Annotated in this window: 22 protein-coding genes; 13 read left to right on the top strand and 9 right to left on the bottom strand. The window is 47.6% G+C overall.

The window, feature by feature from the left end; genetic code table 11:
• Positions 1-49: 49 nt before the first annotated feature.
• Positions 50-2,386: an autotransporter outer membrane beta-barrel domain-containing protein gene (locus L0B52_RS00780; protein WP_235064637.1), complete on the top strand. Its 2,337-nt coding sequence runs from the start codon at positions 50-52 to the stop codon at positions 2,384-2,386.
• 203 nt (positions 2,387-2,589) lie between these two features.
• Here the strand turns inward: L0B52_RS00780 and L0B52_RS00785 are convergent, their stop codons facing one another.
• The 8 genes from L0B52_RS00785 to L0B52_RS00820 are packed head-to-tail and all read right to left on the bottom strand — an operon-like array spanning position 2,590 to position 9,946.
• Complete coding sequence (locus tag L0B52_RS00785; protein WP_235064638.1) at positions 2,590-2,976, bottom strand: MliC family protein; 387 nt, start codon at positions 2,974-2,976, stop codon at positions 2,590-2,592.
• Between the two features lie 11 nt (positions 2,977-2,987).
• A complete protein-coding gene (locus tag L0B52_RS00790) occupies positions 2,988-4,865 on the bottom strand; it encodes a transglycosylase SLT domain-containing protein (protein ID WP_235064639.1) in 1,878 nt (625 codons plus the stop codon).
• The gene (locus L0B52_RS00795; RefSeq protein ID WP_235064640.1) at positions 4,862-5,539 is read right to left on the bottom strand and encodes a lytic transglycosylase domain-containing protein; all 678 of its coding nucleotides are present in this window, start codon (positions 5,537-5,539) and stop codon (positions 4,862-4,864) included. Before L0B52_RS00795 ends, L0B52_RS00790 begins: the two co-directional genes overlap by 4 nt.
• Positions 5,536-6,588: a lytic transglycosylase domain-containing protein gene (locus tag L0B52_RS00800; protein WP_235064641.1), complete on the bottom strand. Its 1,053-nt coding sequence runs from the start codon at positions 6,586-6,588 to the stop codon at positions 5,536-5,538. The genes L0B52_RS00795 and L0B52_RS00800 overlap by 4 nt, the downstream gene beginning before the upstream one ends.
• Before the next feature lie 38 nt (positions 6,589-6,626).
• Positions 6,627-7,211, bottom strand: coding sequence for a hypothetical protein (locus L0B52_RS00805; protein WP_235064642.1), 585 nt, complete (start codon positions 7,209-7,211; stop codon positions 6,627-6,629).
• 11 nt (positions 7,212-7,222) lie between these two features.
• Positions 7,223-8,074, bottom strand: coding sequence for a DUF4339 domain-containing protein (locus L0B52_RS00810; protein ID WP_235064643.1), 852 nt, complete (start codon positions 8,072-8,074; stop codon positions 7,223-7,225).
• Between the two features lie 2 nt (positions 8,075-8,076).
• Complete coding sequence (locus L0B52_RS00815) at positions 8,077-9,150, bottom strand: toxic anion resistance protein (RefSeq protein ID WP_235064644.1); 1,074 nt, start codon at positions 9,148-9,150, stop codon at positions 8,077-8,079.
• Positions 9,143-9,946 carry a 5-bromo-4-chloroindolyl phosphate hydrolysis family protein gene (locus L0B52_RS00820; protein ID WP_235064645.1) on the bottom strand — a complete coding sequence of 268 codons (804 nt, stop codon included), beginning with the start codon at positions 9,944-9,946 and terminating at the stop codon, positions 9,143-9,145. The genes L0B52_RS00815 and L0B52_RS00820 overlap by 8 nt, the downstream gene beginning before the upstream one ends.
• Before the next feature lie 389 nt (positions 9,947-10,335).
• On the opposite strand from L0B52_RS00820, the gene L0B52_RS00825 reads away from it, so the two are divergent.
• From L0B52_RS00825 to L0B52_RS00865, 10 genes are all read left to right on the top strand, one after another.
• Positions 10,336-10,761 carry an SUF system Fe-S cluster assembly regulator gene (locus L0B52_RS00825; protein ID WP_235064646.1) on the top strand — a complete coding sequence of 142 codons (426 nt, stop codon included), beginning with the start codon at positions 10,336-10,338 and terminating at the stop codon, positions 10,759-10,761.
• Complete coding sequence (gene sufB, locus L0B52_RS00830; protein ID WP_235064647.1) at positions 10,758-12,200, top strand: Fe-S cluster assembly protein SufB; 1,443 nt, start codon at positions 10,758-10,760, stop codon at positions 12,198-12,200. Before L0B52_RS00825 ends, sufB begins: the two co-directional genes overlap by 4 nt.
• 22 nt (positions 12,201-12,222) lie before the next feature.
• Positions 12,223-12,993, top strand: a complete 771-nt coding sequence (gene sufC / locus L0B52_RS00835; protein ID WP_311195340.1) for a Fe-S cluster assembly ATPase SufC — start codon at positions 12,223-12,225, stop codon at positions 12,991-12,993.
• A gap of 9 nt (positions 12,994-13,002) precedes the next feature.
• Entirely contained in the window at positions 13,003-14,025 is a 1,023-nt protein-coding gene (locus L0B52_RS09590) for a SufD family Fe-S cluster assembly protein (protein WP_260088698.1), read from the top strand.
• Positions 13,929-14,129 carry a SufD family Fe-S cluster assembly protein gene (locus L0B52_RS09595; protein WP_260088702.1) on the top strand — a complete coding sequence of 67 codons (201 nt, stop codon included), beginning with the start codon at positions 13,929-13,931 and terminating at the stop codon, positions 14,127-14,129. The genes L0B52_RS09590 and L0B52_RS09595 overlap by 97 nt, the downstream gene beginning before the upstream one ends.
• Positions 14,122-15,327, top strand: coding sequence for an aminotransferase class V-fold PLP-dependent enzyme (locus tag L0B52_RS00845; protein ID WP_235064648.1), 1,206 nt, complete (start codon positions 14,122-14,124; stop codon positions 15,325-15,327). Before L0B52_RS09595 ends, L0B52_RS00845 begins: the two co-directional genes overlap by 8 nt.
• A gap of 10 nt (positions 15,328-15,337) precedes the next feature.
• Positions 15,338-15,778 carry a Fe-S cluster assembly sulfur transfer protein SufU gene (gene sufU, locus L0B52_RS00850; protein ID WP_235064649.1) on the top strand — a complete coding sequence of 147 codons (441 nt, stop codon included), beginning with the start codon at positions 15,338-15,340 and terminating at the stop codon, positions 15,776-15,778.
• A 77-nt stretch (positions 15,779-15,855) separates the two neighbouring features.
• Entirely contained in the window at positions 15,856-16,212 is a 357-nt protein-coding gene (locus L0B52_RS00855; RefSeq protein ID WP_235064650.1) for an iron-sulfur cluster assembly protein, read from the top strand.
• Positions 16,213-16,222: 10 nt separating this feature from the next.
• The gene (grxD, locus tag L0B52_RS00860) at positions 16,223-16,546 is read left to right on the top strand and encodes a Grx4 family monothiol glutaredoxin (protein ID WP_235064651.1); all 324 of its coding nucleotides are present in this window, start codon (positions 16,223-16,225) and stop codon (positions 16,544-16,546) included.
• A 151-nt stretch (positions 16,547-16,697) separates the two neighbouring features.
• The gene (locus tag L0B52_RS00865) at positions 16,698-17,699 is read left to right on the top strand and encodes an amino acid ABC transporter substrate-binding protein (RefSeq protein WP_235064652.1); all 1,002 of its coding nucleotides are present in this window, start codon (positions 16,698-16,700) and stop codon (positions 17,697-17,699) included.
• Positions 17,700-17,757: 58 nt separating this feature from the next.
• On the opposite strand, the gene L0B52_RS00870 is transcribed toward L0B52_RS00865, so the two are convergent.
• The gene (locus L0B52_RS00870) at positions 17,758-18,804 is read right to left on the bottom strand and encodes a homocysteine S-methyltransferase family protein (protein ID WP_235064653.1); all 1,047 of its coding nucleotides are present in this window, start codon (positions 18,802-18,804) and stop codon (positions 17,758-17,760) included.
• A gap of 274 nt (positions 18,805-19,078) precedes the next feature.
• Here L0B52_RS00870 and surE point away from each other — a divergent pair, with 274 nt between their 5' ends.
• Positions 19,079-19,828, top strand: a complete 750-nt coding sequence (gene surE, locus L0B52_RS00875; protein WP_235064654.1) for a 5'/3'-nucleotidase SurE — start codon at positions 19,079-19,081, stop codon at positions 19,826-19,828.
• Between the two features lie 89 nt (positions 19,829-19,917).
• Entirely contained in the window at positions 19,918-20,538 is a 621-nt protein-coding gene (locus L0B52_RS00880; protein WP_235064655.1) for a peptidoglycan DD-metalloendopeptidase family protein, read from the top strand.
• The last annotated feature ends 4 nt before the right edge of the window (positions 20,539-20,542 follow it).

A 20,542-nucleotide genomic window follows, 5' to 3' on the forward strand; every position in this document is an offset into this window, starting at 1 on the left:
ACAATTGTGTTAATTCACGTTAACACTTAAACACATGGAAGTGGAGCCGATGAGTAAAATTTTATACCTTTCTTCGATAGCTGATTGTCATAAATGTTATTTATTACGATACAGAAGGCCCTTATTGGCTTCAGCGATTGCTGTGGCCTGTTTGGGTTTTAGCGCCACAACCTTAGCTGATACTATCATTAATTCAGACCAGACTGGTAATATTGCCTATGGTGTGCTAGTAAACACCGGAAACGCTGCCGCCACCGGCGGTGTGGTAGACATACAAAGCGGTGGGATTATAAAAAGAGCTTACGGTGGGTTTTCTTTTTACGGTTATGCCAGTGATAACAGTGTCACTGTCTCCGGTGGTACGGTAAATGAAATTGCTTACGGTGGGTATTCTCAAGACAATGATACCGTGAAAAACAGTGCCACTGTCTCTGGTGGTATGGTACAAAATCATGTTTATGGCGGGTATTCTGATGGCAATGGTAATGCCACCGATAACAGTGTCACTGTCTCCGGTGGTACGGTAAAAAAAAGTGCTTACGGTGGGTATTCTCTACGCGGTGGAGCCGTGAAAAACAGTGTCACTGTCTCTGGTGGTACGGTAGACGCTAGTATTTTAGGCGCGTATGCCCGTGGCGATGTCACCGATAATACGGTCACCGTCTCTAGTGGTACGGTAGGTGGTAATGTTGTCGGTGGGGATTCTTTTCACGAATTCGCCAACAATAACAGCGTCATTGTCTCCGGTGGTGCGGTAGAAGGTTTTGTTTGGGGTGGGTATTCTATTGCTGGTTCTGCCAATAACAGCGTCACTATCTCTGGTGGTGAGGTAGGTGGAGGGCATCTTGGTGATAAGGTTTACGGCGGGTATTCTGTTAATGGCAATGCCAGTAATAACAGCGTTACTATCTCCGGTGGTGCGGTAGATGTTAAGTTTGTTTATGGTGGGGTATCTCATGATGGAGATAACACCGACAATACCATCACCATTAAAAAAGGCAGCACGGGCAATCCAACTTTTGGTGTAAATACTGTTCTCTATGGTGGGTATAATTCGAATATCTACAGCACAAACGAAGTTACAAAGGGCAATACGCTGAATCTACACACCACCGGTATTGAGGTAAAAAACATTGCTAACTTTGAAAACCTGCATTTTTATGTACAAAAAGACACAGCAAATGGTGCCACGTTTTTAACCCTGAGTGATACGTCAGATACCGATATCACAGGCAGCAAAGTCGGCATAGGCATTGAAGGCAGTGATACCGTGCTGAAGAAAGGCGATAAAGTCGTGCTTATCCATAAAAGCGATGCCACAGGTACATTATTAACCGATGCGGATACGCCCAATACCGTTACTGCCATGCAGGGTATTGCTGTGGGATATGATTTCACCATTACAAAACCAGACGATCAAACCTTGATTGCTACCTTATCTAAAGCACCTACCGGAGTTAATCCACAAGTCAAATCTTTGCTTGAAGCCCGTTTAGCTGCGGTTGAAACGATTAATCGCGGGGGTGATCTTGCCAACGGTAAAGGCATGAGTAACCTGATCGAAATCACACAAGACGATGGAGTGAAGCTTTTTGCTGTTGTAGGTGGCGATAAGACCCGCACTAATACAGGCTCGCATATTGATGTCAACAGTGCCCATCTCTTACTCGGTGCCGGCACAGGCATTGCCAACAGCAGTGGCACCCTTATGATCAGTGGCTTTGCTGAATACGGTAAAGGCAACTACGACAGCTATAACGACTTTGCTAATCGTCCCAACGTTCATGCCAGTGGCGACACTCAATATTATGGGCTGGGCATGTTGGCAAAACAGCAATTCGACAATGATTGGTTTATTGACGCAGGTCTGCGGGTTGGTAAAAGCAAACTGGATTATTTTAGTGCCGATCTGGTTGATGCCTCAGGAACCCCCACGACCTTTGATGATAAATCCACCTACATTAGTGCAAATATTGGTGTGGGCAAAACCTTTGCCATGGATAAGAAAAACAGACTAACCCCTTATGTGAATTTGTTTTACACGAATTATGGCAGTCTGAATAAAAAGATTGCCGGCTCGACCTTTAGTTTTGCAAATATCACTTCACTACGCAGTCAATTGGGGGCACGTTATCAATATGCCATTAGTGAAAAGAGCCAGGTTTATGCCAATGCTGCCTGGGAACACGAATTCCGAGGCACTGCCAAAGGGAAGGTTTTGGGTTTTGCTATGCCGGAGCCGACCTTAAAAGGCAGCAGTGGATTAATTGGCGCAGGATTTAATTTACAACCCAATGAGAACTTATCTATTAATTTAGGTGCCCAAGGCAGTTTTGGTAACCGCCGGGGCGTTTCTGCGGTTGGTAAATTTGTGTATTCGTTATAACGGAACAATCAACCGCAAATTTACCCCACGTTGTGATGTATAACAACGTGGGGTAAATATCTATAACACCCTTAGATAATATAAGATTTATCGAAAAAGAGGGTATCTCTCTGCCGTCAATTGCCGAGATCGAAGAGATCAAGGCTAAAGTTGTGATCACCCATCAAGGCTGAGGGTTCTTTTAGCTTCAGCCTATGATCTACTTAGCGTGGGGGAATACACCCGCCAACGCGAACTTCATCGCTGTAGGCTTTGCCTAGCGCGGCATAATACCCATTGCTGTAAAACCCGGTTTGTCCATCGCTATAGATGATCGGGTTAGTGCTTGCCTGGCGTTTGAGTACGTACTCACGCTGCTGGTGAACGACGATGAGCTGCTGCGCGTTACTATCCTGGTAGCGGGTGCGTAAGGTTTCACCACGTGGACATTGCCACTGGCTCCACTTGCTCGCACTGATTGGTAAATTGACGCTGGGTAGTTGGGCAATCGCTGCTTGATCGCTAACCTGCGCGATGCGTGAAGGCTGAGGTGCGCTCGAGCAGGCAGCAAGCAAGGCGGCAGTGAGTAATGATAGCGAAATTTTATACATATCGGTCTCCGTTACCACGCCTGAACACGTGCGCTGCTGTAAGTGGTATAAGGGATCGCTAAGCGGTATTGATAGACTTTTTCGTATTCAAGCACGCGCTTAACATAATCACGGGTTTCGACAAAGGGAATTTGTGCGATCCATTCATCAAGTGGCAAACCTGGGTGCCCACTGAGCCAACGGCGTGCACGATGCGGTCCGGCGTTATACGCCGCTGCCGCATAAGCAAGGTGACCAAATTCATTCAGACGATCGCTTAAGTATTGTGTGCCAATGGTCAGATTGGTGTTCACATCCATCAGTGATTGGCTACCACTATAAGAGATACCATAGCGTCTTGCAGTATCGCGTGCTGTTGCCGGCATCACTTGCATCAGACCTAGCGCACCTGCAGGAGACTTAATAGTTGGTTGGAAAATACTTTCTTTACGAATAATCGCGTAGATCGTTGCTGGCGATAGGTTATGTTGGGTCGCTAACGCGCGAATTTTCGTTTCGTATTCCAGCGGAAAACGAGTGCTTAGCGCGTCCCAATATTTAAGGTCAGCTAAAGTCACAATCGCCTGAATGTGCCAGTTAAGGTCGCTGGCAACCATTGCAGCTTGTTGGCGCTCTTGTTCGTTTAAGCCTTTAAGCAGGCCTTGCCATTCGTTTAGCGCGCGATTATCTAAACCCATGCGCGCAAAGCTCAGCATACGCCAGGCTTCTGGTTTCGCCATCACGCGTGCACGGACGGTAGGATTGGCCGCAATCGAGCGGTCGTTAAAGGCATAAGGTTGACCGAGCTTTTCCGCAGCGAGAAAACCAAAAAAATCGCGTTGGGTGGCGGCTTTTTGATAATGCGCGCGGCTTTGTGCGTCCTGGCCGAGGCGTTCAGAGGCTTTCCCTAACCAGTACTGTACTTCTGCTTTATTCGCCAGTGTTGGGCTAAGATTGTTGTTAAAGGTTTGTTTAATGCTCGACCAGTCGTGTTGACGCAGGAAATACGCGAGTAAATCATAGAAGGTATTATCATCATGCGAGCCTGATGGAATGCTTTGCCACGCCTTTATTGCACGCGGGTCGTCAATTTGCGCTAAGGCTCGAGTCAGGCGGTTAAACAGCTGCGCCTCAAGCTCTGCATCGCCAACCCTACTTTGAATATGGGTAAACGCCATGTTTGCCGCGCTAGCGGTGGATTTAAAGGCATCACGGCTCAAAATATAGGCGAGTGCGCTTTGTTGCCAAAATGGATTGTTAATCGCTAACGCTGCATTTGCACTATCACTGTTCGCCGCACGCATCCATTGCTGGGCCGCAGTACCTTCTGAACCACTTAGCTCATTAGCAAGATAGGTTGCCAGGGCATTGTTATTTGCGCGTGTAGCTAGGAAAAAACGTTCTTTTATTTTTTCGTTATTCAGTGCGCCGCTGCTTTTTGCCCGAGCAAATAACGGGTCACAAGCAGCGTCAATGCTTTTAGCTGATAACCATAAACTATCGAGACCATTGTAGGCTTGTTGCGTGTTGCCATTCGCAAGCTGGGCTAGGCGGTATTCACACTCAATCGATTCATCAGCGAGATGCGGATGCCACGCGTTTATAATCGCATTATAGTTGCCTTGCTTGAGCCATAGCGGGAAAGCGTGTTCCGCGAGCCAGCCTGAATAGGGTGCATCCGGATGCTCTTTCAAAAAGGTGGATACTGCTAAATCATCGGTAAGAAAGCCTTGGTCAACTTGTTTGCGATACGCGCGGTATTCTAGGTATGGATAGAGTGGGTGGCCGCGAAAATGATCGTATTGTGCGAGCGCTGCACCTTGTTCAATGGCTTGCTCAGCGCTAAGCAAGCGTTCCTGTGCTTGCAGTGGTAAGGCACTTGATAAAAGAAAGAAAAGCATCGCTTTCATGGTTCATCCTGAATATGGTTTTGCCAGTCAGTTGAAAATCGCTGCTGGTAGGTTTGCACAGTTTTGACGTAATGTTTGGTTTCGGGGTATGGCGGTATCGTATTTTGATACGCCTTGACGGCTCCGATGCCTGCATTATAAGCGGCTAAAGTAAGTTGTACATCGTCATTGTAGTGTTTTAACAAGACCTTAATTTGCTGGATGCCACCGTTGATATTTTCCTGTGGATCATAGGGATCTTCAATACCCAACGCGTCAACGGTGGCTGGCATTAATTGCATCAGCCCCATAGCGCCTTTTTCAGAGACCGCATCAGCATGATAGCTCGATTCTACGGTGATAATGGCATGGAGCAGCGCGTTATCAATGCCGTGTTCAGCGCTTAAGCTATTAACCAACGCTTTATATTGGCTCATCCGCACTTTAAATGCGCCACTTGGTTCGACCACTTGGATGGTTCTTTGTTGCTGCTGTTGTTCTTCACAGACTTGTTTGAAGATGTGTTTTTTACCCACCATGATGATGACGGCATGGCAGCTGCGTTTGGTCGGTAGCTTCTCTCCATAATCACAGGGGATCAAATGGGTTTTGCCATCTTTAACATAGCTGCCACAGCTTTCTCCGGCAAATACGGGTAAGGCAATTAAGGCGATAAATAGGGTGAGTATTCTCATAAACCGACCTGCGCTGGATTAGCGCGATATTTGCCGTAGTATTGCAGTACCTTGGGCACATACGCTTTGGTCTCGATAAATGGCGGGATTTTATACCCGTATTTGCGCACATTACCTTCACCAGCGTTATAGCCGGCAATCGCCAGCTCAAGATTACCGTTGAATTCTTTGAGTAACCATTTTAAATACGTCGTTCCGCCGCGGATATTTTGCCCGCTATGGAAGGGGTCTGTAACATTAAAACGCGCTGCAGTGGCGGGCATTAACTGCATCAAACCTTGCGCACCAGCGTGTGAAATCGCGCGTTGTTTATAAGCAGATTCTGCAGAAATGACCGCATGAACTAAGAAGGGATCAACGCCCACATCTGCAGCAATTTGATTGATTTGTGCGCTAAAGCCTTGTTGTCTGGCTAAAAACGCGCCGCTGACTTTGATATTAAGGTCATCATGGACTGCTTGTGCAATCCGTCTGGCTTCGACAATCAGCGCCGGTGGACAGTCTTTTGTTGGCTCAAGATGCAATACACGGCCGTTTTCACTAGTGATTGTCCCGCCACAGCTACCAGCAGTGGCTAAATAATCCTGATCGTATGCCGCTACAGCCGCGTATTGTGTGCCGAATTGAATATCGCCCCCCGTGGAGCCTGGGCTGTAATTGTATGAATAATCCGCACACTCAAATTCACGTTCTTGCCCACGAAAGCTCACGCTACCCGCGCCACTGCAGGTTAACCGTGGGCCAATAGTTTCTTGAATCGGACGAGCGGGGGCTACGCTGTTTTGCGCTTGTTGGCGAAGCTGCTCGGTAACGCCGGCAAAAGAGCGTGAGAAAAACTGACAATGGTGAAAATTAGCGCGATCTGCGGCATTTACATAGGTTGGTAGGTTTTCATGGTCAAAACATTTGTAGATATCTGCTGGTGGTGAGTCTGTTGCTTCAACCGATGTGTTATTTGGTGCGCTATTGAGGCTGACAGGCTGACTGGTTGAAGAGCTCTCAGCAAACGGTTGACGATCAGCTTGTGTTCTATCGCCAATGCCGCCCATATCCGTGCACTGCGCATGTGGGGCTTCGCTGGCTTCAATCAGGCTTTGCGTACCACCGTCTTGGCAGAGATAGATGCGCGTATTGCGCTTTGTGATAGCTGTCGGTTGTTCAGTTTCTGGGGGGGCTTTTGGCTGGGCTCGGCCATAAGCGCTGCAACACTCCCTCCCTTAGCACCCATTACCACACAATCCTCATTAGGCAGCTGTTTGCGTTCCACAATGCGCTGCTGACCATTCACTTCACAGGCGTAAATTTTTTGTACGTCGGCTTTATATAACGGTGTGGTTGATGGGTGGGTTGTCTGCGCAGGGTGATCGAAAGCCAGTGCCTGGGTCATATCGGCATAGTGCAGCTGAATCTTGGTAGCTGATGGCACTGGGGGGCTTGGTGGCACACTGGGGGAGGTTGGTTTTTGCGCAGATGTAGTGGTAGCGTGTGACGGCTTTTTTAGCGCATTAGCGCTATAAGGGCGACAGTTTTGATCAGTAGGGCGATTGGCGGTGTTGACCACATTATCAACACCGCTCGGGTCACTACACAGCCATAAACCGGCTGTTACATCATCAGCTAGAGCAAGCCTTGTGGTGATTAGCAAAGCCCAGCATAAGACAGTACGCACCATGATTGGGGCGGTTATGACCAATCAAAAACATCAAATGTTTCGGCTTTAGACCAAGCAGAAAGCCCTTTATGCCATAGCAAATCGTGGCGGCGGAGGGTGCCATCATCAATCAGCGCTTGTACCTCAACCGCACTGAGTGGACCTTGTTGTTGGCCACGAAAAATGCGATAAAACAATTTTTCAGGGGTGGTTTTTTGCGTAATGACCATATGGGTTGATGCTGGCGCTGCTTCCTCACTTGCCGCATCATGATCGCTTTGTTCACGCTCATCGACCACCGCCTGGATATCTAATGACAGATTCTCCAGCGTTAACCCTTTGGGGCGAAAATAAATCGCTAAGGTATCGCGTAAAAATTGGGCAAAACGGGTGTTTTTGGCGTGTATATCCTGGCAAGGAATACGTTGGTTACGTAAAATATGCTCAATCGCCTTGCTGAGCCAGCGTTGTAGCGATTGCTGATCACGAAATTCAGGGTCAGCCAGACAGTTTGAGGCAAATTGGTCGCAGTGACTAATCAATAGCGTGCCTTCGCCGGAAAGGGCTAGGCGCTCATTGAAGTGATCCTGATAATCGAGCTGCCACGATCCTTGATACTGAGCACCTTCACGGATAAATAAGACCTTGGCTTTATCTTGCGCTAAGTCTTTTAATGCGTGTTCCCCAGCAGGGTAGAATTTGGCGTTATCAGCACCTTGGTCAATCGTCGCACATTGTTTTTTGGGGACGATGAGCGTCGGTTCATAGCGCTTTAAGTTTATGGTTTGGCAAACCGCCAAATCCTCTTCGCCAAGAAAGCTTGAGAGTGGACCGTTGGTCTTTTCTCCGCGTAAGGCATTTAATAAATTCTTCCATGTAAACATACTTACCTCGAAACTTGGCTGGCTTTAGTCAAACTGTCTTTTAATGCACGTTCGGCGGCATCCAATCTACCTACCGCTTCCTGGCGCTGATTGCGCGCTTGATCGTGTAAAGAAATACTTTCTTCTATGGTGTTAATCAAATTTTGATTAGCGCGCTCAATGCTTTCAATATCAAACACACCACGTTCAATCTGTTCACGACTGCTGCGGTTAGCTTGCTGGAGATTGGTGGCATTTTTCTCAAGTAATTCGTTGGTCAAATCACTGCTGGCTTTAAGCGCATCAGCGGCATCTTGTGCGTGGTGAATCGCAATCGCTTGTGCGAGCTGCTGTCGCCAGAGTGGGACGGTGTTAATCAGGGTGGTGTTGATTTTATTCACCAAGCCTTTGTCGTTTTCTTGTAACAGGCGAATGCTTGGCAAGCCCTGCATCGCCACTTGCCGGGTAAGACGCAGGTCGTGTAGGCGGCGATCGAGTTCATCACGGCGTTCTTGATGGTCGCGTAAACGTTGTGCGGCGGCGATATCATCGCTGGCTTCAGCTTCTTCACGTAAACGCGGCAGCACAACCGTATCGCTTTTTTCAAGTGCGCTTTCGCCAGCGGCAATGTAGTGACAAAGCTCACGATAATAGTCTAAATTCGCGTCATAAAGCGCATCTAAGGACTTTACATCCACTAATAGGGTTTGCTTTTGTTCTTCAAGATGGTTGCTGATTTGATCGATTTGATCGCTGACGGTATCAAAACGGCTGAGAAAACGTTCAAAAGAAGCCTGTGTTTTGCCAAATAAACGGGCAAAAAAGCCCGGTTTTTTATTTAGGCCGGTTTCTTCACCTTGAAACCCGCGTAATACGCCGATCATTTTATTCAGCAATTCACCAGTCGCGCCACTGTCTTTGCTTTTTACATCAAGCAGCATTTGATCAGAAATTTCGGTGAGCTGCTTTTGTGCGTCAAAACCAAATTCAAGAATACTCTGTGTGTTGTGCAGATCAATGGTGTTTGCGATCTCACTGACCCGTGTTTGATCGAGCGTGGTCGTTTCAACTGGCTCTAGCGTGGTTTGTTCATTCATGGTGTTTTGACTCTTTCAGTTGGTCTTGTAGTACTTGCATATGAATGTCTAAGCGGCGCTGTTGCGCGTCACTAAGGACATCATGTTTCTGATTGACTTCGTTAAGTATTGTATCTAATAACGCAGAGAATTGTTGTCGCGATTGCAGTCTTTTTTCTGAAGCGAGCAGGGTGAACTGCTCGCCGATCGTTGCTGCTTCGCGCAAATGGATCACCAGCAGCGTACGGACTTTGCGAATTTTTTCAGCACTGGGGGTGATTTCAGTGAGTAACTGCTGGCCACGTCGGGCAATTTGTTTTAAACGCATCGCTAAATAGATGCCGTTTTCGTCATCACGCAAATGTTCACCAATGCGTTGCATGCGGCGTAAATAATCTTGTGCGTTACTGAGCATCTCGCGCTGGGTTGGGGTGAGGTGATCAAGGGTTTCAGGCTCAGGCGGAGGCGCGATGCCTTCAGTGGGTTCTTGCCAGGCACCGATGATATAATTGAGGTAGTAACCAACCGCAGCCAGAGCCGCGCTAAACACACCAATCAGTGGGCTACGACGAGTGATAATCACGACCAAGCAAAACACACCGAGCGCAACAAAGCCCATCGCCAACTGGCGCTGATCGTTATCAGCCACTTCACGGTTGTTTTTGATTAAATTATCGCGGCATTGTAGGAAATAATTACGCGTTAACACCGCACCATAGCTGATACAACCAATTACCGCGAGTAAGGCGATACTTTTTATAAACTGCCCACGCAGTAACGAAAAAGGCACAGCTAACCACAAAGGCGCTTGAAACAAAAACAAACTGCTGCCACGAAGGCTCAAATACTGTAATTTTAGATTACGAAGAAAACGTTTCATATCAATTAAATATGGCAATGCATGAGGGAATGAAAATCACGGCCGCCAATAATAACCAACCCAATGAACGTAAAACAGGATTCATAAACTATCCAAGCAAAAACACCATTCTAACATACGCCATTTGACGTTTATGTTTATCGTTGAATGGAGATTATGGCATAATGCGCCACGCTTGTAATCGAACAGATCTGTTTGATTGGTGCGAGTAGTTGCTTGATGGCTATTATCTTAAATAAATCCAATATATCACTAAAATCAGCTCGCCGACTTGCAAGGAAGGGGCGAAAACTATATAGTACGTATTTAGTTCGATTTAGTGCATTATGATCCGAATTACCAGAGAAACAGAATATGCTTTTATGCTGCTAAGCATTTTGCTCGAAGGCCCTGATACCACGCTTTCAGCAACCGCATTAGCAGAAAAAACGGGCATCACGATACCGGTAACCAGCAAAGTACTTAAACGCCTCGTTAAAGAGGGGGTTTTATCGTCTTTGCGTGGTGCTTATGGCGGTTATCGTTTAGCGATTAATCCACAAAGCGTTTCTGCGCTGGATGTAGTGCATGCCATGGAGGGTAAGCCAGAGCTGGTGGAATGTGCAAACGGTGAGGTGGATTGTGTGCTAGCGCCACATTGTCGTATTAGCCCATTTTGGCATCAGCTTAATCACGATATTACGCAAATGCTTGCCGGACGCACATTGGCAGAAATGAAAAATATGGAAAATAAAAATGTTGGGTTGTCATGAGTAATGAACAGTTAAAACAAATTGCTGAAACCGAGTATCAATACGGTTTTGAAACAGAAATTGACCAGGAAACGTTGCCACCAGGGCTTGATGAAGACGTTATTCGTCATATTTCAGCGATGAAAAAAGAGCCTGAATGGCTGCTTGAATGGCGCTTGAAGGCTTATGCCGCATGGCTGAAGATGGAAGAACCTGATTGGGCGCACCTCAATATCGAACCGATTGATTACCAGGCGGTGTCTTATTTTTCTAAGCCAAAATCGATTGGTGATGGGCCAAAAAGCTTGGATGAAGTTGATCCAGAATTATTGCGCACCTATGAAAAGCTTGGCATTCCTTTAGAAGAGCGAGAAATGCTTGCTGGTGTGGCGGTTGATGCAGTATTTGATTCGGTTTCAGTAGCCACCAGTTTTAAGGAACGCTTGGCTAAAGAAGGGATTGTGTTTTGCTCGTTCTCAGAAGCGGTACAAGAGCATCCTGAACTGGTGAAAAAATACCTCGGCACGGTGGTTTCAGCACGTGATAACTACTTTGCCGCGCTCAATGCAGCCGTCTTTACCGACGGATCGTTTTGCTATATTCCACCCGGTGTACGTTGCCCGATGGAATTATCCACCTATTTCCGTATCAACGCAGCGAACACTGGGCAATTCGAACGAACGCTGATTGTGGCTGATAAGGGTTCGTATGTGTCGTATCTCGAAGGGTGCACCGCACCACAACGTGATGAAAACCAACTGCATGCTGCGGTGGTGGAAATCATGGCTTATGACGATGCAGAAGTAAAATATTCAACGGTGCAGAACTGGTATCCCGGTGATAAAAACGGCGTTGGTGGGGTTTATAACTTTGTCACTAAACGTGGCTTATGCGCTGGAGATCGCAGTAAGATTTCCTGGACTCAAGTAGAAACCGGCTCGGCGATCACTTGGAAATATCCCAGTTGCGTATTACGCGGTGATGGTTCAGTGGGTGAGTTTTATTCGGTTGCGTTGGCGCGCGATTACCAGCAAGCCGATACCGGTTCAAAAATGATTCATATAGGCAAAAACACCAAATCGACGATTATCTCGAAAGGGATTTCATTAGGTCATGCACAAAATGCCTATCGTGGTTTGGTGCGCATCCAACCAGGCGCTGAGAACGCGCGTAATTTCTCACAATGTGACTCTTTGCTGATTGGTTCGGATTGTGGTGCACATACCTTCCCATATTTGATGACGCAGAATCCGACTGCGCAAGTTGAGCATGAAGCCACCACCGCAAAAATTGGTGAAGATCAGATTTTCTATTGTATGCAGCGCGGCTTGAGCGAAGAAGACGCGGTGAGTTTGATTGTCAATGGATTTTGTAAAGATGTGTACAACGAGCTTCCGATGGAGTTTGCCGTTGAGGCACAGCGTTTGATTGAATTGAAATTAGAAGGCAGCGTCGGTTAAAACCACGCACAAGGATATAAAAATGTTAAGTATTAAGAATTTACACGTTGAAATCGAAGAAACAGGCAATAAGATTTTAAACGGGGTCAATCTTGAGATTGGCGCTGGCGAGGTGCACGCAATTATGGGACCGAATGGTTCCGGTAAATCGACGCTCGCTAATGTGATCGCGGGTCGTGAAGGGTATGTGATTACCGAAGGCAGTATCGAATATATGGGGCGCGACCTGCTGGAGATGGACCCTGAAGAACGCGCCTGTGCGGGGATGTTCCTGGCGTTCCAATACCCGGTAGAAATCCCTGGGGTTAGCAATATGTATTTTCTTAAAGCGGCACTCAATGCGAAGCGTGCTTATGCTGGTGAGCCGGAAGTTGATGCGATGGAGTTCTATGAGCTGCTGCAAAAACGCATGAAAACGGTGAAAATGAATGAATCCTTTTTAAGCCGGCCGGTGAACGTTGGTTTTTCTGGTGGTGAGAAAAAGCGTAATGAAATCCTGCAAATGGCGGTATTGGAGCCAAAATTAGCAGTACTTGATGAGACTGATTCAGGGTTGGATATCGATGCGCTTAAGGTCGTTTCTGATGGCGTAAATGATTTACGTGACCCGAATCGCTCATTTTTAGTGATTACCCACTATCAGCGTTTGTTAGACCATATTGTGCCTGATGTGGTGCATGTGCTGATCAACGGACAGATTGTTGAAACTGGTGATAAAGATCTTGCGATTGCCTTGGAAGAACGCGGATACCAAGATTTCCGCGGTGAAGAAACCGGCGCGGTGCGTTCTTAAGGAGGCATTATGACGCAATCACTTTTTGCCGAATTATCACCCAAATCTACTCACGACCACAGTACGGCAGCTTGGCAAACCTGGCGTGATTATGGGGCGTTGAACCGAGAAGAATCATGGCGTTGGACGCCGTTAAAAGCGCTGCGCAGTAAAGCCTGGAATTTTAGCACCGCTGATTATCAGCTAAGTGTGCCGGAAGGCGTTGAAGAAAACCTTGATCGAACCGTCAATCAAGCCTGGCTTGAGCTCGCTGATGCGCCATTTGCCGCGCTTAATATTGCGCAACTCGATGATACGCTTGAGATCAGTATTCCAGAAGGCTTTAGCTCGCAAGAAATCATCGCGCTAAATCTGAGTGAGTATCAAAAAGTGCTGCAATGTGCGCGAGTTCGGGTACGCGTTGCCCAAGATGCACAAGTTGCTTTGTGGTTAGATATGAACGTTGGCGAGCAAAGCGGGCAATGTCCGTTACTCGAAATAGATGCGGCAGCGAATAGCCAATGTGATGTTGCATTGTGGCTTAATGGTGCTGCTGAAAGTGTGCAATTAGCGAATGTGCTAGTAAGCCAACAGGCACGCTCAAATGTGCACATCAATGCGGTGATGCACAGTGGCGCGTTAGCACGCTTGGATGTGAATGCCTTTTTACACGGTGAAGAAGGGCATTTTGCCTTCGGTGGCCTGCAATGCTTAACCGGCGAGTCCGTTGGTGATTATCACGTTAATGTGCGTCATATGGCTGCGCATTGCACGAGTCAACAAGTGGTACGCGGTGCGCTTAACGATGCCTCATTTGGTATCTTCGATGGGATGATTTATGTCGCCCACGGTGCGCAAAAAACTGATGCTAAACAAGATAGCCGCTATATTTTGCAAAGTACTACCGCGAAATCACACAGTGTGCCTCGTTTGGAGATTTATGCCGATGACGTACAATGTGCGCATGGCTCAACGGTCGGTTTTTGGATCCGGATGCGTTGTTTTACCTACAAAGCCGTGGCATCGACAAGGCAACTGCTGAAAATATGCTGATTGCGAGCTTTTTACATGAAGCGGTCGTGCTTGAGCACCGTGCGCTCGATGAGGCGATGCACAGCGCAATTAGCGAACTCTGGTCGAGGACCGAGCATGATTGATCTGCGTGATGAATTTCCTGTGCTCAAGCAGCGCATTCATGGTGAGCGACTGGCTTACTTAGATAGCGCGGCGAGTACACAAAAACCACACGCAGTGATTCAAGCGATGGATGATTGCCTGCGTAACGACTACAGCAATATTCATCGTGGTGTGCATTTACTCTCACAGCGTCTCACCGCACGGTATGAAGCGGTGCGTGATAAGGTGGCGTCTTTATTAAACGCACGCTCATCACAAGAGATTGTCTTTACCAAAGGAACAACCGACGGATTAAATCTGCTCGCAAGTAGCTTAGGACAGCTATTGCTTGAGCCTGGCGATAAAGTGTTGGTGAGTGCGATGGAGCATCATGCGAATATCGTGCCTTGGCAGATGGCTTGTGAACGTTTTGGTGCTGAACTGGTTGTGCTGCCGATGAATGAGCGCGGTGAATTGCTTACCGAAGATTTTACCGCACTACTTGATGGGGTGAAGATTTTCAGCATTGTTCATGTCTCGAATGTGCTTGGTACGATTAACGACATTGCGCCTTTGATTGCCCAAGCAAAAGCAGCCGGTGTGGTGAGTATTGTTGATGGTGCGCAGGCGGTGGCTCATTTGCCGGTTGACGTACAGGCGCTTGGCTGTGATGCCTATGTGTTTTCAGCGCATAAGCTTTATGGTCCGACGGGTGTTGGTGCGCTCTATGCAACCAAAGACCTGCTTGACGCGATGCCGCCGTATCAAGGCGGTGGCGATATGATTTTGTCGGTGTCGTTTGAAAAGACGCAATACGCACCACCACCACACAAATTCGAAGCCGGCACACCGCCGATTGTTGAAGTGATCGGTATGGGCGCGGCGATTGATTGGCTAACTCAACAAGATGTGACGCGCTTGGCCAGCCATGAAGAGGCTCTGTGCGCTCAAGCTGAAGCTGCGCTAGATGCGTTGCCCGGTGTGCATATTATTGGACGTGCAGCGCATAAAGCGGCAGTCACGTCTTTTGTGTTAGATGAGGTGCATCCTCATGATGCAGGCACGGTATTTGATCAGATGGGCGTTGCCGTGCGTGTCGGGCATCATTGCGCTGAACCAGTCATGCAATTTTTTGGTATTCCGGCCACAATCCGTGCGTCTTTTGCCGCATATAACGATGAGCGGGATGTCGTGCAATTAATTGAAGCCGTCAAAGCGACGCAGGCACTATTTGCCTGATTGAGAGTTTATGAATCCTTTAAAAACCCTATATCAAGAAGTGATCTTAGATCACAGTAAAAAACCCCGTCATTTTCATGCGCTTGATCCCTGCACGCATAGCGCCACCGGGCATAATCCACTATGTGGCGATAACCTCAAAGTGTATGTGCAGCTTGAGGGCGATGTGATCGATGAGGTGAGTTTTATTGGTGATGGTTGTGCAATCTCTAAGGCCTCAGCTTCGTTGATGACCGAGTTGGCGCGTGGTAAAACGCTCACTGAATTTCAACAGCTCTACGATCAATTCCATGACATTGTCACCGGACAAGAACCGGTTGATATCGATATGGGTAAATTAGCGGTTTTAGTCGGTGTACGCGATTATCCTTCGCGAGTGAAATGCGCCACATTGGCTTGGCATACGTTGGATGCTGCATTGCATAAAGAAGACAGCGTCAAAACAGAGTAGGGCGATGAGGATACAAAATCATGCCTTTGTTAGCAGCATGCGCGTACATGTTTAGGTAAATAGTTAAAGGAACGATAATGGAACTTGATGAAGTCCCCTTTCAAAAAGACGCAAATGACCCCACTTTATCGCCGATAGAGCGCGATATGGTGTTGGCGTTAAAAGAAGTGTATGACCCAGAGATTCCTGTTGATATTTACGAGCTCGGATTGATTTACGAATTGCAATACGAGAAAAAAACAGGCGAAGCGATGGTGCGGATGACGCTGACAGCACCTGGCTGTCCGGTCGCTGGTATCATGCCCGATTGGGTGCGTGATGCTGTTGAATCGGTCGATGGTGTGGAAAGGTGCACCGTTGAGATGGAATGGGATCCACCGTGGCGCATAGAGATGATGAGTCTACGCGCCAAAATTGAATTAAATATGATCTAAGAGGTAATCAATGGATACAATCGAGCGTATCAAACAACAAATCGAACAAACCCCGGTTTTGTTATACATGAAAGGGACACCGGATTTCCCGATGTGTGGCTTTTCAGCGAAAGCTGTGGAATGTATGAAAAATGAAGGGCAACCGTTTGCCTACGTCAATATTTTGCAAGATCCAGCGATTCGTTCGGAGCTGCCAAAATATGCTGACTGGCCAACCTTTCCGCAATTGTGGATTAATAAAGAACTGGTTGGCGGTTGTGACATCATCATCGAGATGCACGAAAACGGCGAACTGGCTGAACTGCTTGAAGGCATTGAGTGGCCTGAGCAATAAGCACAGCGCTGAACAACGTCTTTTCGGATGGCTGGTTGGTCATTGAATGAAGCGATGCTCGCTAGGGCATCGCTTAATCATTTCTTGCATGTCACTAAAAATAACGGTAGTTTAATGAATTCGTACTGTTAATCCGAGCAAGGAGTTAAAGATGAAGAAAACACTACTAAGTTTAGCGCTATTAGCCGCTGCTAGCGCACAAGCTGGTACACTCGATGATATTAAAAAGCGCGGTGAGTTGCGCTGTGGTGTCACGCAAGCTTTGCCGGGCTTTTCAGTCGCTGATGATCAGGGTCAGTGGAAAGGGTTGGATGTGGATTATTGTCGCGCGTTGGCGGTGGCGATTTTTGATGATCCAAACAAAGTGGCATTTCGTCCGACTTCATCTAAAGAGCGTTTCTCGGTGCTACAATCCGGTGAAATCGATGTGCTAGCGCGGGTGACCACTTGGACCACTCAGCGTGATGTCGATCTTGGTTTTGATTTTATTGGCACCAACTACTACGATGGTCAAGGCTTCATGGTACGTAAAGATTTGGGCGTGAGTAGCGTTAATGAGCTCTCTGGTGCGTCGATTTGTACCAATACCGGCACCAGCACCGAAGTCAATATGTCGGATTATTTCAAATCGCATGACATGGACTACAATCCGGTGATTTTCGAAAAATCTGAAGAAGTAAAAACAGCCTACGATAATGGTCGTTGTGATGTGTATTCTTCTGATGTGTCGGGGTTGTATGTTCAGCGTGAGCAATTACAAGACCCAAGCGCGCATATCATTCTCCCAGAAGTGATCTCGAAAGAGCCACTAGGACCAGTGGTTCGTCAAGACGACGCGCAGTTCAAAGATTTAGCGAGCTGGACACACTTCTGTATGGTTAACGCCGAAGAAATGGGGATTACGCAAGCGAATATCAGTGAGAAACTTACGAGCGAAAATCCGAATGTGCGTCGCTTACTGGGCTTGGAAACCAATGGATCGGCCAAACTCGGCGTCGGTGAAGACTTCTGTCAGCGCATTGTCGCTAATGTGGGTAACTACGGTGAATCGTTTGCGCGCAATGTCGGTAAAGACTCACAGCTTAAAATTGAACGTGGTTTAAATAACCTATGGAGTAACGGTGGCATTATGTACGCGCCACCGCTACGTTAGTCTGTTTTAGACACAAAAAAACGCCGTGTTAACCACGGCGTTTTTTGTGTCAGTAATGTTAGGCTTTATTGCCGTAGGCTTTGATATGTTCGGGTAAGCGTTCGTTGTTGCCGTACATAAAGTGATTCGCCATGTTTTCACTGTAGCGACTGGCTTTGGTAGTCAGTCCTACCGCTTCAGCCACCTCACGAATATGCATCGGTGATGCCCCGCAGCATACCCCAAGATAATGGATACCCAGTGCATACGCTTCTTTAGCAAATTGACCGATTTCATAACGGTTGCAATACAGTGGATCAAGTGCGGTGGGGAATGTGCGACCGTGTGGTGAAGGGCAAGTGCAGTTGTCATGATCGGATAAATTAAAGAAGGTTGGTTCTTTATCATTAGTGCGGTATGGAATCGGCAACGCACCAACATGACATTGCACGGCTTTGCGTATTTCGCGTAAATACGGCATCATCGTTTCCGGTCCGCGGAAACAGTTCATACCGACAACATCCGCGCCACGCTGTTCGAGCTCTTTACACACATCGACAACGCTCACGCCATCACGCATTTTATTCTCTCCCATCGGCGCCACAGTAAGCACCACCGGAAGACCTGAGGCTTTGGCTGCTTCAAGGGCAGCGTAGGCTTCTTCCGCGTAATAAAACGTTTCGCCAACAATGATATCAGCGCCTTCATCAACCGCCCAACCGATCATTTCATCGAACATCGAGCGTACTTCTTGCTGCTTGCTCTTATCGTTCGGGTCCCAGATATTGGTGTTAGAGATGTTGCCAGCAACGAGGTTTCCCGGCACACGATCAGCTACCCGACGGGCGATTTGCAGCGCCGCGCGGTTTAAGGGCTCAAGCAAATCTTCTTTACCAATGACGCGCATTTTTTCGCGGTGACCATTATAGGTAAAGGCTTCAACGATATCAGAACCGGCGCGTTGAAAATCAATATGCAGGCTTTCTAAGGCCTCCGGATCTTCGAGTGCGACTTCAGGGACAAACTCACCAGCGGTGAGATAGCCTCTGCGCTCTAATTCAAATAAAAAACCTTCGGCACAAATGACCGGTCCTTTGTCGAGTCGTTGGGTTAGGATGTTGCTCATTATGGTTCCTCGTTGCTAACTAAATTCCAGCGCTTGGCTGTGAGTTCAGTGTAGCGCCTGCTAGAGTGAACGCAAGATGATGATAATGGTTATTTTTGCATTTAATAATGCAAAAAATTCATGAATTGGTGGCCAGATTAGTGAGGCAGCCTCTAGTTGTTGATGATTTTTTACCATTTTATCATTCTAAAAATCGCATAAATCATCAATAAGCGGTTTGTTTGTCGCAGCGCATGCGCTAAACTGTTTCGAGTTTGTCCGTGAAGGAGCAAGGATGTTTTTACTGTTATCGAATGATGATGGTTATTTATCGCCGGGTCTGCGCTTAATGGCTGATGCTTTGCTTGGTGAGGTTGAGCGTTTGGTGGTTATGGCGCCAGATCGTGACTGCAGCGGGGCAAGCCATTCACTCACCTTAAAGCGCCCTTTGAACGTTAATGAACACGATGGGATCATTTATAGCGTTGATGGCACACCTTCGGACTGTGTGTATTTAGGCGTTGGTGGCTATTTTGATGCGAAGCCGGATATGGTAATTTCCGGGATCAATCGTGGCGCAAACCTGGGCGATGATGTGATGTATTCTGGAACGGTTGCGGCAGCTTTTGAAGGGCGTCATTTAGGGCTGCCCGCTATTGCTGTCTCTTGTGATTCGCATAAACCAGAGCATTTTGCTGATGCGGCGAAAGTGGTGGTTGATCTATTCCGTCATCTGCGAGAACACCCTTTGCCGGCGGACACGCTGTTAAACGTCAATATTCCTGACAGGGCATATGGTGATATCAAAGGGTTTCGTACCACCGTACTCGGACAGCGTGATGCACCGGAATCGTTGATAGAAACACATGATCCGCGTGGACGTAAGCTCTTTTGGATTGGCCCGCCAGGGAAAGTTTCAGCAGGTGGCGAAGAAACGGATTTTCATGCGGTGGCTAATGGCTATGTTTCGGTCACGCCGCTGCAATTTGATTTAACCCGACATCGACAAATGCACGATGTACAACAATGGCTGGAGGGTATTTAATGGCCTTAAACCGACAACAGATGAAAACGATCAAAAACATCGCGCTGATCTCTGCAGCCAGCGTATTATTTGCATGCTCCTTCACAGGAATGTCTGCATATCAGCTGCATGGCGAACGCGGTGCGTTAGCGGCTAAAGGGCAATACCTGATTAAAAAAGGCGACACCTTATTTGGTATTGCCTGGAAGCACGGTTTGGATCTGCAGGAGCTCGCTAGCTGGAACAACATCAGTAATCCAAACCGAATTCTTGCCGGCACGATGCTTCGCTTAGAGCCACCAAGAGGGGTTGAGCGCGCTAAGGTGGTGGCACCTGCGGTGACTCGGGCGGCGAAAAGTGGCTGGGTCTGGCCGACTACCGGTAACGTGGTGCGCGAATTTGCCTCTAATAAGCCTGGACATCAAGGGATTAAAATCGCTGGTGGTAAAGGTCAGCCGATTGTTGCCGCTAGTGATGGCGAAGTTGCTTATAGCGGTACTGGCCTATCGGGCTTTGGGCGCATGGTGATCATTAAACACGACGATAAAGTCCTGTCCGCTTATGGTTATTTACAGAGCGCAAATGTGCGTGAAGGCCAGCGTGTTCGTAAAGGTGACACTATAGCAACGATGGGGATTAGCCCACAAAACATCGCAGCCTTACATTTTGAAACGCGTAAAGGTGGGCGTCCGGTAAACCCATATGGCTTTATCGGTACCAGTCAGCGCTAAGGCC

It is taken from the genome of Suttonella sp. R2A3 (genome assembly GCF_021513215.1).
Taxonomy (GTDB): Bacteria; Pseudomonadota; Gammaproteobacteria; order Cardiobacteriales; family Cardiobacteriaceae; genus JAHUUI01.